Annotated in this window: 17 protein-coding genes; 14 read left to right on the top strand and 3 right to left on the bottom strand. The window is 66.8% G+C overall.

What is annotated here, in order from left to right:
* Positions 1–34: 34 nt before the first annotated feature.
* The 3 genes from ACWPV3_RS12180 (at position 35) to ahpF (ending at position 2,783) form a co-directional block, all read left to right on the top strand.
* Positions 35–379: a hypothetical protein gene (locus ACWPV3_RS12180; RefSeq protein WP_292088597.1), complete on the top strand. Its 345-nt coding sequence runs from the start codon at positions 35–37 to the stop codon at positions 377–379.
* A gap of 119 nt (positions 380–498) precedes the next feature.
* On the top strand, positions 499–1,062 hold the full coding sequence (ahpC, locus tag ACWPV3_RS12175; RefSeq protein ID WP_313454162.1) for an alkyl hydroperoxide reductase subunit C: 564 nt from the start codon (positions 499–501) through the stop codon (positions 1,060–1,062).
* A gap of 134 nt (positions 1,063–1,196) precedes the next feature.
* Complete coding sequence (ahpF, locus tag ACWPV3_RS12170) at positions 1,197–2,783, top strand: alkyl hydroperoxide reductase subunit F (RefSeq protein WP_453978029.1); 1,587 nt, start codon at positions 1,197–1,199, stop codon at positions 2,781–2,783.
* On the opposite strand, the gene ACWPV3_RS12165 is transcribed toward ahpF, so the two are convergent.
* Entirely contained in the window at positions 2,780–3,586 is an 807-nt protein-coding gene (locus ACWPV3_RS12165; protein WP_453978028.1) for a transporter, read from the bottom strand. The two genes, ahpF and ACWPV3_RS12165, sit on opposite strands and share 4 nt — an antisense overlap.
* Before the next feature lie 113 nt (positions 3,587–3,699).
* Here ACWPV3_RS12165 and ACWPV3_RS12160 point away from each other — a divergent pair, with 113 nt between their 5' ends.
* Entirely contained in the window at positions 3,700–4,656 is a 957-nt protein-coding gene (locus ACWPV3_RS12160) for a DMT family transporter (RefSeq protein WP_453978027.1), read from the top strand.
* Positions 4,657–4,719: 63 nt separating this feature from the next.
* Here the strand turns inward: ACWPV3_RS12160 and ACWPV3_RS12155 are convergent, their stop codons facing one another.
* Entirely contained in the window at positions 4,720–5,370 is a 651-nt protein-coding gene (locus tag ACWPV3_RS12155; protein ID WP_248116858.1) for an alpha/beta hydrolase, read from the bottom strand.
* A 158-nt stretch (positions 5,371–5,528) separates the two neighbouring features.
* Here ACWPV3_RS12155 and ACWPV3_RS12150 point away from each other — a divergent pair, with 158 nt between their 5' ends.
* The 10 genes from ACWPV3_RS12150 to ACWPV3_RS12105 are packed head-to-tail and all read left to right on the top strand — an operon-like array spanning position 5,529 to position 12,981.
* Positions 5,529–6,008, top strand: coding sequence for an Rrf2 family transcriptional regulator (locus ACWPV3_RS12150; protein ID WP_453978026.1), 480 nt, complete (start codon positions 5,529–5,531; stop codon positions 6,006–6,008).
* Positions 6,005–7,144: a cysteine desulfurase family protein gene (locus ACWPV3_RS12145; protein ID WP_453978025.1), complete on the top strand. Its 1,140-nt coding sequence runs from the start codon at positions 6,005–6,007 to the stop codon at positions 7,142–7,144. The genes ACWPV3_RS12150 and ACWPV3_RS12145 overlap by 4 nt, the downstream gene beginning before the upstream one ends.
* The gene (gene sufB / locus ACWPV3_RS12140; protein WP_453978024.1) at positions 7,144–8,610 is read left to right on the top strand and encodes a Fe-S cluster assembly protein SufB; all 1,467 of its coding nucleotides are present in this window, start codon (positions 7,144–7,146) and stop codon (positions 8,608–8,610) included. The genes ACWPV3_RS12145 and sufB overlap by 1 nt, the downstream gene beginning before the upstream one ends.
* Entirely contained in the window at positions 8,607–8,840 is a 234-nt protein-coding gene (locus ACWPV3_RS12135) for a hypothetical protein (protein ID WP_453978023.1), read from the top strand. The genes sufB and ACWPV3_RS12135 overlap by 4 nt, the downstream gene beginning before the upstream one ends.
* Positions 8,841–8,845: 5 nt before the next feature.
* On the top strand, positions 8,846–9,595 hold the full coding sequence (sufC, locus tag ACWPV3_RS12130) for a Fe-S cluster assembly ATPase SufC (RefSeq protein WP_292088582.1): 750 nt from the start codon (positions 8,846–8,848) through the stop codon (positions 9,593–9,595).
* Entirely contained in the window at positions 9,592–10,614 is a 1,023-nt protein-coding gene (gene sufD, locus ACWPV3_RS12125) for a Fe-S cluster assembly protein SufD (RefSeq protein ID WP_453978022.1), read from the top strand. Before sufC ends, sufD begins: the two co-directional genes overlap by 4 nt.
* Positions 10,593–11,831 (top strand): aminotransferase class V-fold PLP-dependent enzyme, encoded by a 1,239-nt coding sequence (locus tag ACWPV3_RS12120; RefSeq protein WP_453978021.1) that lies wholly within the window; start codon positions 10,593–10,595, stop codon positions 11,829–11,831. The genes sufD and ACWPV3_RS12120 overlap by 22 nt, the downstream gene beginning before the upstream one ends.
* A gap of 4 nt (positions 11,832–11,835) precedes the next feature.
* Positions 11,836–12,225: an SUF system Fe-S cluster assembly protein gene (locus ACWPV3_RS12115; protein ID WP_087120127.1), complete on the top strand. Its 390-nt coding sequence runs from the start codon at positions 11,836–11,838 to the stop codon at positions 12,223–12,225.
* On the top strand, positions 12,225–12,614 hold the full coding sequence (locus tag ACWPV3_RS12110; RefSeq protein ID WP_313453088.1) for a HesB/IscA family protein: 390 nt from the start codon (positions 12,225–12,227) through the stop codon (positions 12,612–12,614). The genes ACWPV3_RS12115 and ACWPV3_RS12110 overlap by 1 nt, the downstream gene beginning before the upstream one ends.
* A 1-nt stretch (position 12,615) precedes the next feature.
* Positions 12,616–12,981, top strand: a complete 366-nt coding sequence (locus ACWPV3_RS12105) for a TfoX/Sxy family protein (protein ID WP_453978020.1) — start codon at positions 12,616–12,618, stop codon at positions 12,979–12,981.
* On the opposite strand, the gene ACWPV3_RS12100 is transcribed toward ACWPV3_RS12105, so the two are convergent.
* Positions 12,978–14,066, bottom strand: a complete 1,089-nt coding sequence (locus ACWPV3_RS12100; RefSeq protein ID WP_313453086.1) for an ABC transporter ATP-binding protein — start codon at positions 14,064–14,066, stop codon at positions 12,978–12,980. The genes ACWPV3_RS12105 and ACWPV3_RS12100 overlap by 4 nt on opposite strands.
* Between the last annotated feature and the right edge of the window lie 132 nt (positions 14,067–14,198).

Below are 14,198 nucleotides of genomic sequence, written 5' to 3'. Positions count from 1 at the left end.
TGGGGCCGGGGGAGAGGCCGAGGGGGAGAATGAGATGACGATCGTTTCGATGCTGGCGGCGACGGCGCTTCAGGTCGCGGGAGCGCAGGCGGCGACGCCCTATCCGACGGATATGCAGCGGGCCGAGATTTGCTATGCCCACGTCACGATCCTGATCGAGGACGCCGCGCGCGAGACCGGTCGGGTGGCGGGGCCGAGCTGGTTCATTAGCGAGTGGTGGGACGCCAGGCTGAATGACGCGCAATCCACGGACGATCGGGAAGCGACGGTCAAAACGGCGGTGGAGCAGCGCAGGGTGCGGGACGCCGATGGGTTCGAGGCGGAACGCAGCGGCTGTATGCAGGAAGCGATCAAGGCCGGGGCCGTGCCGGGGATGTAACCCCTGATTACCGTCCTATAACTAAAATCTATTGTGCGTCTGCAAATAAGTGATTGGGCTTATGTGTTGCGGTGCGGTAGGAGTGAGTCCTCCTAACCACCCCAGCCGATGGATTTCACATGGCCCTCATCAACACGACGATCAAACCCTTCTCGGCGACCGCCTACAAGGAAGGCAAGTTCGTCGACATCACCGACGCCGACGTAAAGGGCAAATGGGCCATCTTCTTCTTCTATCCGGCCGACTTCACCTTCGTCTGCCCGACCGAGCTGGAAGACCTGGCTGACTCCTATTCGACGCTGCAGGGCCTGGGCGTCGAGGTGTTCTCGGTCTCGACCGACACCCACTTCAGCCACAAGGCCTGGCACGACACCTCGCCCGCCATCGGCAAGATCAACTACTATATGGTCGGCGACCAGTCGGGCGTGATCACCAACAACTTCGACGTCATGCGTCCGGGCGTCGGCCTGGCCGACCGCGCGACCTTCCTGGTCGACCCGGAAGGCGTGATCCAGTTCATGGAGATCACGTCGGAAGGCGTGGGCCGCAACGCCGCCGAACTGCTGCGCAAGGTCAAGGCCGCGCAATATGTCGCCGCCCACCCCGGCGAAGTCTGCCCGGCCAAGTGGGAAGAAGGCGAGGCCACCCTGGCGCCGTCGCTCGACCTCGTCGGCAAGATCTAAGCACTACGCCTATCTGGGTCCGGCCTTGCGTCGGACCCAACCGGCCCGCGATCCGGGCCGTATGATCCCGTGACCGCCTCGCCGTAATGGCTCGAAGGCGTCGCATCCTTCCCAGTCGAATTTGAGGAGCCGCCATGCTGGACGCCAATCTGAAAACTCAGCTCGAGGGCTATCTCAAGAACATCGTCCATCCGGTCGAACTGGTCGCCTCGCTGGGCGCCGGACCCAAGTCGCAGGAGTTGAAGGCCCTGCTGGAGGACATCGTTTCGGTCTCGCACGGCAAGGTCGAGATGGGCGGGGACTATGACGACGAACGTCAACCCAGCTTCCTGATCCGCAGGAAGGGCACGGACATCGGCGTGCGGTTCGCGGGCATTCCGCTGGGGCACGAGTTCACGTCCCTGGTGCTGGCCCTGCTGCACGTCGGCGGCCATCCGTCCAAGGCGGCTCAGGATGTGATCCAGCAGGTCAAGGATCTGGACGGCGACTATCTGTTCGAGACCTATTTCTCGCTGTCCTGCCAGAACTGCCCCGACGTGGTGCAGGCGCTGAACCTGATGAGCGTGATCAATCCGCGCATCAAACACGTCGCCATCGAAGGCGGCCTGTTCAAGGACGAGGTGGACGCGCGCAAGATCATGGCCGTGCCGACCGTCTTCCTGAACGGCGAACTGTTCGGTCAGGGCCGGATGGAGCTGGAACAGATCGTCGCCAAGATCGACACCGGCGCCGAGGCCAAGGCCGCCGAGAAGATCAAGGCCAAGGCGCCGTTCGACGTGCTGGTCGTCGGCGGCGGCCCGGCCGGCGCGGCGGCGGCCATCTACACCGCCCGCAAGGGCATCCGCACCGGCGTCGTCGCCGAACGCTTCGGCGGTCAGGTGCTGGACACCATGGCCATCGAGAACTTCATCTCGGTGCCCCATACCGAAGGGCCGAAACTGGCTGCTCATCTGGAGCAGCACGTCCGCGAATACGAAGTGGACATCATGAATCTGAACAAGGCGGCGAAACTGATCCCGGCCAAGGTTCCGGGCGGCCTGCATGAGGTGGTGCTGGAGAACGGCGCCTCGCTGAAGTCGCGCACGGTGATCCTGTCGACCGGCGCCCGCTGGCGTCAGATGAACGTGCCGGGCGAGGACCAGTATCGCAACAAGGGCGTGGCCTATTGCCCGCACTGCGACGGGCCGCTGTTCAAGGGCAAGCGGGTGGCGGTGATCGGCGGCGGCAACTCGGGCGTCGAGGCGGCCATCGATCTGGCGGGCATCGTCGCCCATGTGACCCTGATCGAATACGACAGCGAACTGCGGGCCGATGCGGTGCTGCAGAGGAAGTTGGCGACCCTGCCGAACGTTCGGATCGTCACCTCGGCCCTGACGACCCAGGTTCACGGCGACGGCGAGAAGGTGACGGGCCTGTCCTACAAGGACCGCAACTCTGATGCCCAGCACGATGTCGATCTGGAAGGTATCTTCGTGCAGATCGGCCTGGTGCCCAACACCGAATGGCTGCACGGGGCGGTCGCCCTGACCCCGCGCGGGGAGATCGAGGTCGATCATCGCGGCGAGACCAGCCAGCCGGGCGTGTTCGCGGCGGGCGACGTGACGACCGTGCCCTACAAGCAGATCGTCATCGCCATGGGCGAAGGCTCCAAGGCGGGGCTGTCGGCTTTCGACTACATGATCCGCACGGTTCCGGCTGAAGAGGCGGTCCAGGCGGCCTAGAACCGACGCGCGAGGCCGATGCCGAAGGCCACGTCGGGGCTGTCGTCGTTCAGGCCCAGGTTCACGCCGAAGTCCAGCTGGGCGTCGGGCAGGGACGGGGGCGACCAGACGGCGGTCAGGTCGAGGGTGGACTGGGTCGTCGCCTGATCGGGATCGTCGTCGCGGCTGATCCAGATTTCGGCGCCCAGGTTCCACTGGCCGATGTCGCGCCCGAGACCGGCGACCATCGAATAGGCGGCGTGGCGGCCTTCGCCGTCGGCGTCGGACACCCATTCGACGCGGGGCGTCAGGCTGAGGCTCCAGTCCGGGTTCAGGGGAACCGAGACGGGCAGGAGGACGCCGCCCTCGAACCCGTCGGCACGGATGCCACGCGCGCCGGTCGGGGCGGCGACGAAGCCCGCGAGGGCGACCGACAGGCCCGAGCCGTCGGGATTGGCCAGGGAGCGACGCAGGCCGAGCGTCAGGTCGCCGACACCCTGAGCCGTGTCGCGGGCGCCGGTCGTGCGATCCGTGACCTGCTGCCGGTTCCAGACGGGCAGGCCCAGCTGCACTTCCGTCAGCCCGTCCAGACCATAGCGGACCAGAAGATCGCCGGCGTCCCAGGTTTGGGTGCGCGTGTCGCCTTGGGTCTGGCGCGAGACGTCGAACAGACCCAACTCCATCTGCAACCGGCCCTGGTCGAGGACGCAGGGCGGCGTACCCTTGCCCGGACGGTCGGCGCAGAAGTCGCGGCCGTCCCGGGCCACGGCGGGGACGGCGACGGCCGAGAGCAAGAGGGCGAGGGTGCAGGCGGCGATACGCATGGAATATCCTGACGCAGGTTCGGCGCCATGATGGGCGCGTCGGCTTAACCGGCGGTGTTCGCCGGGTGACGAACGGTGTAAGCGCCGATCGGGTTTCGAACGATGGAGCGAGCATGGCGGCGGCATCCCGCGAACGTCTGTGGGGCGTGGCGGCCGGACTGGGCGCGGGCGCGCTGTGGGGGCTGGTCTTCTTGGCGCCCAAGCTGTCGCCCGAGGCGTCGCCCTTGTTGCTGACCGCCGGGCGGTATCTGGCATACGGGATGATCGCGGCGGTTCTGATCGCGCCGCGCTGGCGACGGTTGGCGCCCTTGATTGACGCGCGGGCGTGGAGGGCCTTGGTCTGGCTGAGCCTGGCGGGGAATCTGGTCTATTTCGCCTTTCTGGTCGTGGCGGTGCATCTTGCGGGCGTGGCCGCCTCGGCGCTGATCGTCGGCATGGTGCCCGTGGCCGTGGCCCTGTGGGGGTTGAGGGATCGGAACGGGCCGCCGTTATCGCGGACGGCGCCGCCCATCGCTCTGGCGGCGCTGGCGGTCGGGCTGATCGGCTGGCGCGCGCTTGGGCAGGGGACGGCGGGCGGTTCGACGGGGACGCAGGCCCTGGTCGGCCTGGCCTGCGCCTTCGGCGCCCTGGCGTCCTGGACGGCCTATGCGGTGGGCAACAGCCGGTGGATGGCGCGGCTGACGCAGGTGTCGCCGCACGACTGGTCGCTGCTGACCGGGGTGGTCACGGGCGGTCTGGCCCTGGTGCTGGCGGTTCCGGCCGTCATGACGTCGCCCGCGCTGGACGCAGAGGCGTGGGCAAGGCTGGCGGGCGTGTGCCTGGGCGTGGCCCTGCTGGCTTCCATCATCGGCAACGCCCTGTGGAATCAGGCCAGCCGGCGTCTGCCGCTGACCATGCTGGGCCAGATGATCGTGTTCGAGACGGTGTTCGCCTTCCTCTACGGCTATGTTCTGGAACGGCGCGCGCCGGCGGCGGTGGAGATCGTCGCCATCGTCCTGATGATCGTCAGCGTCGTCTGGTGCGTGCGCGCGCACCGCGTGGCCCACGCCGTCGAGGAAACGCCTCACTGAAACGACGAACGCCGCCTCGGCGGGGCTGAAGCGGCGTCGGGAAACGGGGCGGAAGAGGCGGCGTCAGGCCGGCTTTTCTTCCAGCCGCTTGTCCAGATAGGCGCCGACGCGGGTTTCGACCGCGCTCATATGGTCCTGCCAGAAGTGGCTGGCGCCTTCTTCCAGTTCGTAGTCGATGACGATGCCCTTCTGGGTCCGCAGCTTGTTGACCACGCGCTCGACCTCGACCGGCGGGACGATGGTGTCGGCCGTGCCGTGCAGGAACAGGCCGGACGCCGGGCAGGGGGCCAGGAAGCTGAAGTCATACATGTTCGACGGCGGGGACACCGAGATGAAGCCGTCCGTCTCGGGCCGGCGCATCAGAAGTTGCATGCCGATATAGGCGCCGAACTGATAGCCGGCGACCCAGGTCTGGCTGGCGCCGGGATTGTTGGACTGAAGCCAGTCCAGGGCGGTGGCGGCGTCCGCCAGCTCGCCGATGCCCGAATCGAACTCGCCCTGCGACTTGCCCACGCCGCGCGAATTGTAGCGCAGGGTCGCAAAGCCCCGCTGCTGGAACAGCTGGTGCAGGGTGACGGCGACCGGGTTGTTCATATGCCCGCCCGCCTTGGGGTGCGGGTGCAGGATCAGGGCGATCGGGGCGTTCGGGCGCTTGCCCGGGGAATAGCGGCCTTCGATGCGACCGGAGGCGCCGGGCAGGATGACTTCAGGCATAGGGGCTCTGGAATCCGTTCAACTGTCATTTCGCGAGTGCGTAATACTTGACCGCAGAGGTGGGACTTTATAAGTCCCTCCGCAAGCGCGCCGCCTTTGCGAAGGCGCGGGTTCTAGCACAGGAGCCCCGAAAAGCGCGCAATTTTTGAAGGTGCGAAATGCGTCTGTCGACCAAGGGACGATACGCCGTGATGGCGATGGCCGATCTGGCCAAGAACGGGCTCGGCGAGGGCGGCGAGATCCGGGCCGTGTCGCTGGCCGAAATCGCCGCGCGACAGGAGATTTCGCTGAGCTATCTGGAGCAGCTGTTCGCCCGTCTGAGAAAGAGCGAACTGGTCAGGAGCGTGCGCGGCCCCGGCGGCGGATACCGTCTGGCCAAGGGCGCGCACGAGACGGTGGTGGCGGAGATCGTGCTGGCGGTGGACGAGCCGATCCGGGCGACGCGCTGCGTGGCGCATGGCTCGCCCAAGGGCTGCATGCTGGCCGGGGAACGCTGTATCACCCATAATCTGTGGGAAGACCTGGGCGACGAGATCCATCGCTATCTGGCGGGCGTGTCGCTGGAGGACGTGGTGATGAACCGCACGGCCCAGCGTCGTCGCAATGTCGATGGCGCAGCCGTGGGGGTGGCGGCATGAGCGGCGTCTATCTGGATTACAACGCCTCGGGTCTGGTGCGGCCGGAAGTGCTGGACGTCGTGGCGCGGGCGCTGGCCGACAACGGCAATCCGTCGGCGGTCCATGCGGCCGGCCGTCGGGCGCGGGCGCGGGTCGAGACGGCGCGGGCCCAGGTCGGCGAACTGGTCGGGGCGGACCCGACGGCGGTGGTGTTCAACTCGGGCGGCACGGAGGCGAACGCCCAGGGGATCGCCAGCGCCCTGGCGGCCGGTTGCGAACGGTTGATCGTGTCGGCGACCGAACATCCTTGCGTGGCCGAGGCGGCGGCGAACGCGGGTGCGCCGGTCGAGGTTTTGCCGGTCGATGCGAACGGGGTGGTCGATCTGGATTGGCTGGCCGGGGCGCTGAGCGGTCCGGGTCGGGCGGTCGTGGCCATCCATCACGCCAACAACGAAAGCGGCGTCATCCAGCCGATCGCCGAGGCGGCGACGCTGGTGCGGGCGGCGGGCGGCTGGCTGCACGTCGACGCCATCCAGTCGGCGGGCAAGATCGCCGTCGATATGCGGGCGCTGGACGCCGACAGCCTGACGCTCTCGGCGCACAAGCTGGGCGGATCGCAGGGCGTCGGCGCCCTGATCCTGAAGGAAGGGGTGTCGGGCGTCCGCATCCTGCATGGGGCGGGGCAGGAGCGGGGCCTGCGCGCCGGGACCGAGAATGTGCCGGGCATCGCGGGCTTCGGCGTCGCCGCCGACTGCGCCGCGCGCGATCTGGAGACGATGGGATCGCACGTCGCCTGGCGCGATGCGGCCGAGGCCAGGGTCAAGGCGGCGGGCGCCGTCATCATCGGCGGGTCGGTCGCCCGTCTGCCCAACACCCTGTTCATGGCGGTCGAGGGCTGGGACAGCCCGCAGCAGCTGATCACCCTGGACCTCACGGGTGTCATGGTGTCGGCGGGTTCGGCCTGTTCGTCCGGCAAGGTCAAGCCGTCCAAGACCATCAGCGCCATGGGCCTGACCGCCCTGGCGACCGGGGGCGTGCGCGTGTCCGGCGGTTGGGGGACCACTGAGAACGACTGGGTCCGGTTCGCCGACGCCTGGGTCGCCGCCTATGACAAGCACAAGACGCGCGCCGCCGAGCGCGTGAGAGAGGTCGCCTGATGGCCGCCGTCAAGGAAACCATCGACGCCGTCGCCGCGCTGGAGAAATACGCGCACGGCTTCACCTCGGACATCGAACAGGAGTTCGCGCCCAAGGGGCTGAACGCCGACATCGTGCGCTTCATCTCCGAGAAGAAGGGCGAGCCGGACTGGATGCTGGAATGGCGTCTCGCCGCCTATGAGCGTTGGCTGGCTATGGAGGAGCCGACCTGGGCGGCGGTGAAATACGAGCCGGTCGATTACCAGGACCTGTTCTACTATGCGGCCCCCAAGCAGAAGGAGGGGCCCAGGTCTCTGGACGAGGTCGATCCCGAGATCCTGGAGGTCTACAAGAAGCTGGGCATCCCGCTGAAGGAGCAGGAGGTGCTGGCGGGGGTGCAGGGCGCGCCGCGCGTGGCCGTGGACGCCGTGTTCGACAGCGTCTCGGTTGTGACGACCTTCAAGGAGGAACTGGCCAAGGTCGGCGTGATCTTCATGCCGATTTCTGAGGCTTTACGCGAATATCCTGATTTGGTGCGGCAATATCTAGGGTCGGTGGTGCCGGTCTCTGACAACTATTTCGCGGCCCTGAACAGCGCGGTGTTTTCGGACGGGTCGTTCGTCTACATCCCGCCGGGCGTGCGCTGCCCGATGGAGCTGTCGACCTATTTCCGCATCAATGCGTCGCAGACGGGCCAGTTCGAACGGACCCTGATCATCGCCGACAAGGGCAGCTATGTTTCCTATCTGGAAGGCTGCACGGCGCCGATGCGCGACGAGAACCAGCTTCACGCGGCGGTGGTCGAGATCGTGGCGCTGGACGACGCCGAGGTGAAATATTCGACGGTCCAGAACTGGTATCCGGGCGACGCCGAGGGCAAGGGCGGCATCTACAACTTCGTCACCAAGCGCGCTGACTGCCGGGGCGACCGGTCGAAGGTGTCGTGGACCCAGGTGGAGACGGGTTCGGCCGTGACCTGGAAATATCCATCCTGCATCCTGAAGGGCGAGGAGTCGTCGGGCGAATTCTATTCCATCGCCATCACCAACGGACATCAGCAGGCCGACACCGGCACCAAGATGATCCACCTGGGCAAGAACTCGAAGTCGCGGATCATCGCCAAGGCGGTGTCGGCGGGGCGGTCGGACTCGACCTATCGCGGCCTGGTCTCGGTACATCCGAAGGCGACGGGCGTGCGCAACTTCACCCAGTGCGACAGCCTGCTCATCGGCAAGGACTGCGGCTCGCACACCATCCCCTATATCGAGGCCCGCAACGGCTCGGCCCAGCTTGAGCATGAGGCGACGACGACGCGCCTGTCCGACGACCAGCTGTTCTACGCCCAGCAGCGCGGGTTGTCGGAAGAGGAGGCGGTGGCCCTTCTGGTCAACGGCTTCGTCCGCGACGTGCTGCAGGAACTGCCGATGGAGTTCGCCGTCGAGGCGCAGAAGCTGGTGGCGATCAGTCTCGAGGGGAGCGTGGGGTGACGAGCTTTCACCAGCGTTTCTTCAATCGTCGTCTGACCGGCTTTTACTCCAAGGGACCAAAAGCCCGTCGTTTTGGTCTGATCGGTTTGGCCGTCTCTCTTGCTGTTGGCGCAACCGGCCTCGCTTTGCTTTTCAATGGGCAGAAGACCTTCGGCCAGATCGTCCTCGGCGCATTGATCATTTTGATCATCGCTTACAACGGCTTTGTGTCCACTCGTTCGGACCTGTGAGAACTATGCTTTCTATCAACAACCTCCACGTCTCCGTCGGCGACAAGCCGATCCTCAAGGGGCTGACGCTCGATGTGCCGTCGGGCGAGGTGCACGCCGTCATGGGGCCGAACGGGGCCGGCAAGTCGACGCTGGGCTACAGCCTGTCGGGGCGGCCCGGCTATGAGGTGACGGAAGGCTCGGCGTCGTGGAATGGCGTCGATCTGCTGGACCTCGATCCGGCCGAGCGGGCTGCGGCGGGGGTCTTCCTGTCCTTCCAGTATCCGATCGAGATTCCGGGCGTGCCCGCCTTGACCTTCGTGCGGACGGCGTTGAACGCGCAGCGGCGCGCGCGGGGCGAGGAAGAGGTGTCCGCGCCGGCCTTCCTGAAGCTGGTCCGGGAGGCGTCCAAGGCGCTGAAGATGGACTTCGACATGCTGAAGCGGCCGCTGAACGTCGGCTTCTCCGGCGGTGAGAAGAAGCGGATGGAAATCCTGCAGATGGCGCTGCTGGAGCCGTCGCTGCTGATCCTGGACGAGACGGATTCCGGCCTGGACATCGATGCCCTGCGCATCGTGTCGGAGGGGGTGAACGCCCTGCGCAGCCCCGAGCGGTCGATGCTGGTGATCACCCACTATCAGCGCCTGCTGGACTACATCAAACCCGACCGGGTGCATGTGCTGGCGGGCGGCCGGATCGTGGCCTCGGGCGGGCCGGAACTGGCGTTGCAGTTGGAGGCGGAAGGGTACGACAAATACCTGCCGACAGCGGCTTGAGCACGGCCTTCGCCATCGATCTGACGGACGCCGAGACCTTTCCGTCTCGGCGAGACGAGGCGTGGAAATACAGCGATCTGAAGCGGTATCTTCGTGCCGCGCCCGAGCCGTCTCCGACAGCCGAGGTCGGGGCGCCCGGGCCGTTCGACGCCCTGGGCGGCGAGGCCGTGGTCTTCGCCAACGGGCGGGCGCTGGGCGTGACCGACTTCATCGCCTCGGGCGAGCGGACCCTGAGGCTGCGCTATGTGTCGGATGCGGTCGGCACGGGCCATACCGCCAGCGCGCGGGTGTCGGCGCGAGCGGGGGCGCGGCTGCTGCTGCTGGAGACGCATGAGGGCGCGGGCTCGGCCTATGTGGCGCACAACCGGCTGGAGCTGGATGTGGCGGCGGGCGCGGACGTGACGCGCGTGGTCCTGGTCGAGGAGCCCGAGGACGCCATTTCCATCGCCGAGGCCCATGTGAAGGTCGAGGCGGGCGGGGTCTATCGCCAGACGATCATCGCCACCGGCGCCAGGCTGCAACGGATCGAGACGCGGATCACCCACTATGCCCAGGGCGCGTACGTTCAGGCGGATGGGCTCTATCTGCTGAACGGATCGCGTCATGCCGACCTGACCAGCGTGGTGCGCCACGTCGAGCATGACGGAACGACCAGCCAACTGATCAAGGGCGTGGCGCGCGACACTGCGCGCGGCGTCTTCCAGGGCAAGATCGTGGTCGAGCGCGGGGCCGACGGCACGGATGCGCGCATGGGCCACCATGCCCTGATCGCTTCGGAACGGGCCGAGATCGACGCCAAGCCGGAACTGATCATCTATGCGGACGACGTGCAGTGCGCGCACGGCAATACGGTGGGGGCGCTGGACGAAAGCGCCCTGTTCTACATGCAGCAGCGGGGCATTCCGGCCGAAGAGGCGCGGGCATTGCTGACACAGGCCTTTCTGATCGAGGTCGTCGACCGGATCGAACACGAAGGCGCGAGAGAGGTGGCGCGGGAATGGCTGACGGCGCGGTTGTGAACACCTTCGACCCCCATGCCGTGCGGGCGCAGGTTCCGATCCTGTCGCGGACGGTGAACGGCAGGCCGCTGGTCTATCTGGACAATGCGGCCTCGGCACAAAAGCCGCGCACGGTGATCGACGCCCTGGTCGCGACGATGGAGGGCGGCTATGCCAACGTCCATCGCGGCCTGCATACCCTGTCGAACGAGGCGACCGAGGCGTTCGAAAAGGCGCGCGAGATCGTGGCCCGGTTCCTGAACGCCGAGACGCCGGAACAGGTCGTCTGGACCAAGGGCGGGACCGAGGCGATCAATCTGGTGGCCCATGGCCTTGGCCTGTCGATCCAGCCCGGCGACGAGATCATCGTCACCGAGATGGAGCATCACTCCAACATCGTGCCGTGGCATTTCCTGCGCGAGCGGCATGGGGCGGTGCTGAAATGGGCGCCGATCCGGGACGACGGGTCGCTGGACATGGCGGCCTATGCCGAGCTGCTTGGGCCGCGCACACGGATGGTCGCCGCCACCCACATGTCGAACGTGCTGGGGACGGTGAACCCGGTCGCGGAGATCACGCGGCTGGCGCATGCGGCGGGGGCGCAGGTGCTGATCGACGGGTGTCAGGGGGCGGTTCACGCCACGCCGGATGTCCAAGCTATCGGCTGCGACTTCTATATGCTCACGGGCCACAAGCTTTTCGGCCCCACCGGCATCGGCGCCCTGTACGGCAAGGCCGAGGCGCTGGAGGCTCTGCCGCCCTATCAGGGCGGGGGCGAGATGATCGAGACTGTCACGCTGGACCGTGTCACCTACGCCCGGCCGCCGCATCGGTTCGAAGCGGGGACGCCGCCGATCCTGGAGGCCATCGGCCTGGGCGCGGCGCTGGACTGGCTGGCGCAATACGACCGCGCGGCGGTGCAGGCGCACGAACACGCCCTGTATCGCCACGCCGTGGAGCGCTTGCAGGGGCAGGACTGGCTGCGGATCCTGGGGCAAGCCGAGGGCAAGGGCGCCATCCTGACCTTTGCCGTCGAGGGGGCGCACGCCCATGACGTAGCCCAGATCATGGACCGTTACGGCGTCGCCGTTCGGGCCGGGACGCATTGCGCCGAACCGCTGGCGAAAAGATTGGGCGTGACGTCGAGCACACGCGCCTCCTTCGCCCTATATAACACCCTGGAGGATGCAGACGCCTTCGTGGACGCGCTGATCAAGGCGCGAAACTTCTTCGTGTAAGCCGATGACAGAGAACACCATTCAGGACAGCGACGCCTTCCAGGCCGCCTGGGACGAGCCGCAGAAAAGCGCCTTGTCGCAAGGGGAGCTGGACAAGCTGACCGAGGACCTGATCGAGGCGCTGAAGACCGTCTATGACCCGGAAATCCCGGTCGACATCTATGAGCTGGGCCTGATCTATCGCGTGGACGTCAACGACGACCGCGACGTGGTGGTGGACATGACCCTGACGGCGCCCGGCTGTCCGGTGGCGGGCGAGATGCCCGGCTGGGTCGAGACGGCGGTGGAGAAGGTCGAGGGGGTCCGCAGCGCCAAGGCCAATCTGGTGTTCGACCCGCCGTGGGATTCCTCGAAGATGAGCGACGAGGCCAAGCTGGCCTTGAATATGTTCTGATGACCGAGCTTCAAGCCACATCCCGGCCGCGCCGCCCACGACCCAAGGCCGTCACCCTGACCGACGCGGCGGCGGAGCGGGTCCGCGAGATTCTGGACAATGCCGAGAACGCCCATATCGGCCTGCGCATCGGGGTCAAGAACGGCGGCTGCGCGGGGCAGGAATACACCTTCGCCTATGCCGACGAGATCGGGCCGCTGGACGAGGTGGTCGAAGACAAGGGCGTGACCATCCTGATCGAGCCCAAGGCCGTACTGTTCCTGATCGGCACCGAGATCGATTACGAGACGACGCGGCTGGCCTCCAAGTTCGTGTTCAACAATCCCAACCAGACCGACGCCTGCGGCTGCGGCGAGAGCGTGACCATCGTTCCGGCCGCCAGCGCCTGAGATGGCTTACGACGCCGAGTTCGGCGAATGGGTGCGCGAGCATTTCCATGCGCTGGGCCGACTGGAGATCAAGCGGATGTTCGGCGGGGCCGGGGTCTATGCCGCGGGCGTCATGTTCGCCGTGCTGGATGACGGCGTGATCTGGCTGAAGGCCGATGAGGTTCTTGCGGCCGCTCTGGAAGCGGAGGGTGCGCATCCCTTCACCTATTCGACCAAGGCGGGCGCGTCGGTCAGCCTGGGTTTCTGGTCCCTGCCGGGGGCGGCGCTGGACGACGCGGAGACGGCGACGGCCTGGGCGCGGCGGTCGCTGGACGTGGCGCTGAAAAAGGCCGCCGAGAAGAAACTGCGCAAGCCCAGGAGCCGCTAGAGCCGGCGGAAAGCCTGGCCGGCTGCATCGAACAGATGGGCCTGGGCGGCGGGCACATGCAGCGTCAGCGGCTGGCCTGGCCGGGCCTTCAGGTCGGCCGGGGCCTGGACCGTCAGGGTGTCCGAGGCGGCAGGGTGGGTCAGGTGGGCCAGGGCGGCGGCGCCCAGGGTCTCCACGAACATGACCTGCGCCTGCAGCGTATCGCCGTCGCCCGACAGGGCCAGGTGTTCAGGCCGCACGCCCAGTGTCGCCTTGTCGCCAGGGCGGGCCGAGGCGGCGTCCACGGCGACCCGCAAGGTTTGGCCCCCGTCGATCTGCACCACCGCGCCGGTCGCCGACGCTTCCACGATGGTGACGTCCAGCAGGTTCATCTTGGGGCTGCCGATGAAGCCGGCGACGAACAGGTTGGCCGGGTGTTCGTACAGGTCCATCGGCGCCCCGACCTGTTCGATCCGCCCGCCGTTCAGCACCACGATCCGGTCGGCCAGGGTCATGGCCTCGACCTGGTCGTGGGTGACGTAGATCATGGTGGTCTTCAGTTCGGCGTGCAGCCGTGCGAATTCGTAGCGCATCCGCACCCGCAGGGCGGCGTCCAGATTGGACAGGGGCTCGTCGAACAGGAAGACATCGGGCTCGCGCACGATGGCGCGGCCGATGGCGACGCGCTGGCGCTGACCGCCCGACATGGCCTTGGGCTTGCGGTCCAGATAGTCGGTGATGCTGAGCGCCTCGGCGGCGGCCCGGACGCGGCGGTCGATCTCGGCCTTGTCGGTCTTGGCCAGGCTCAGGCCGAACGCCATGTTTTGATAGGCCGTCATGTGCGGATAGAGCGCATAGGACTGGAACACCATGGCGATGCCCCGATCCGCCGGGGACAGGTCGTTGACCATGCGGTCGCCGATCCAGACCTGACCCGTCGTGGCCTCTTCCAGACCGGCGATGGTGCGCAGCAGGGTGGACTTGCCGCAGCCCGAAGGGCCGACGAAGACGATGAACTCGCCGTCGGCGATCTCCAGATCGACGCCCTTCAGCACCGGGACGGCGCCGAACGCCTTCTTCACGTCGACCAGACGAACGTTCGCCATGCTTCCTGTTTCCTGAACCCGTTTTGTATTTTGGGCCACCGTAACCGGTTACATCGTTGGATCAAGGACGCGCGACGATCCTCTGCCGCTCTCGGACGCCCGTTCGGTTGAATTTTGCGAAGTTGTAAAATT

It is taken from the genome of Brevundimonas sp. Marseille-Q4549 (assembly GCF_976940555.1).
This window is presented reverse-complemented; position numbering and strand designations above follow the sequence as displayed.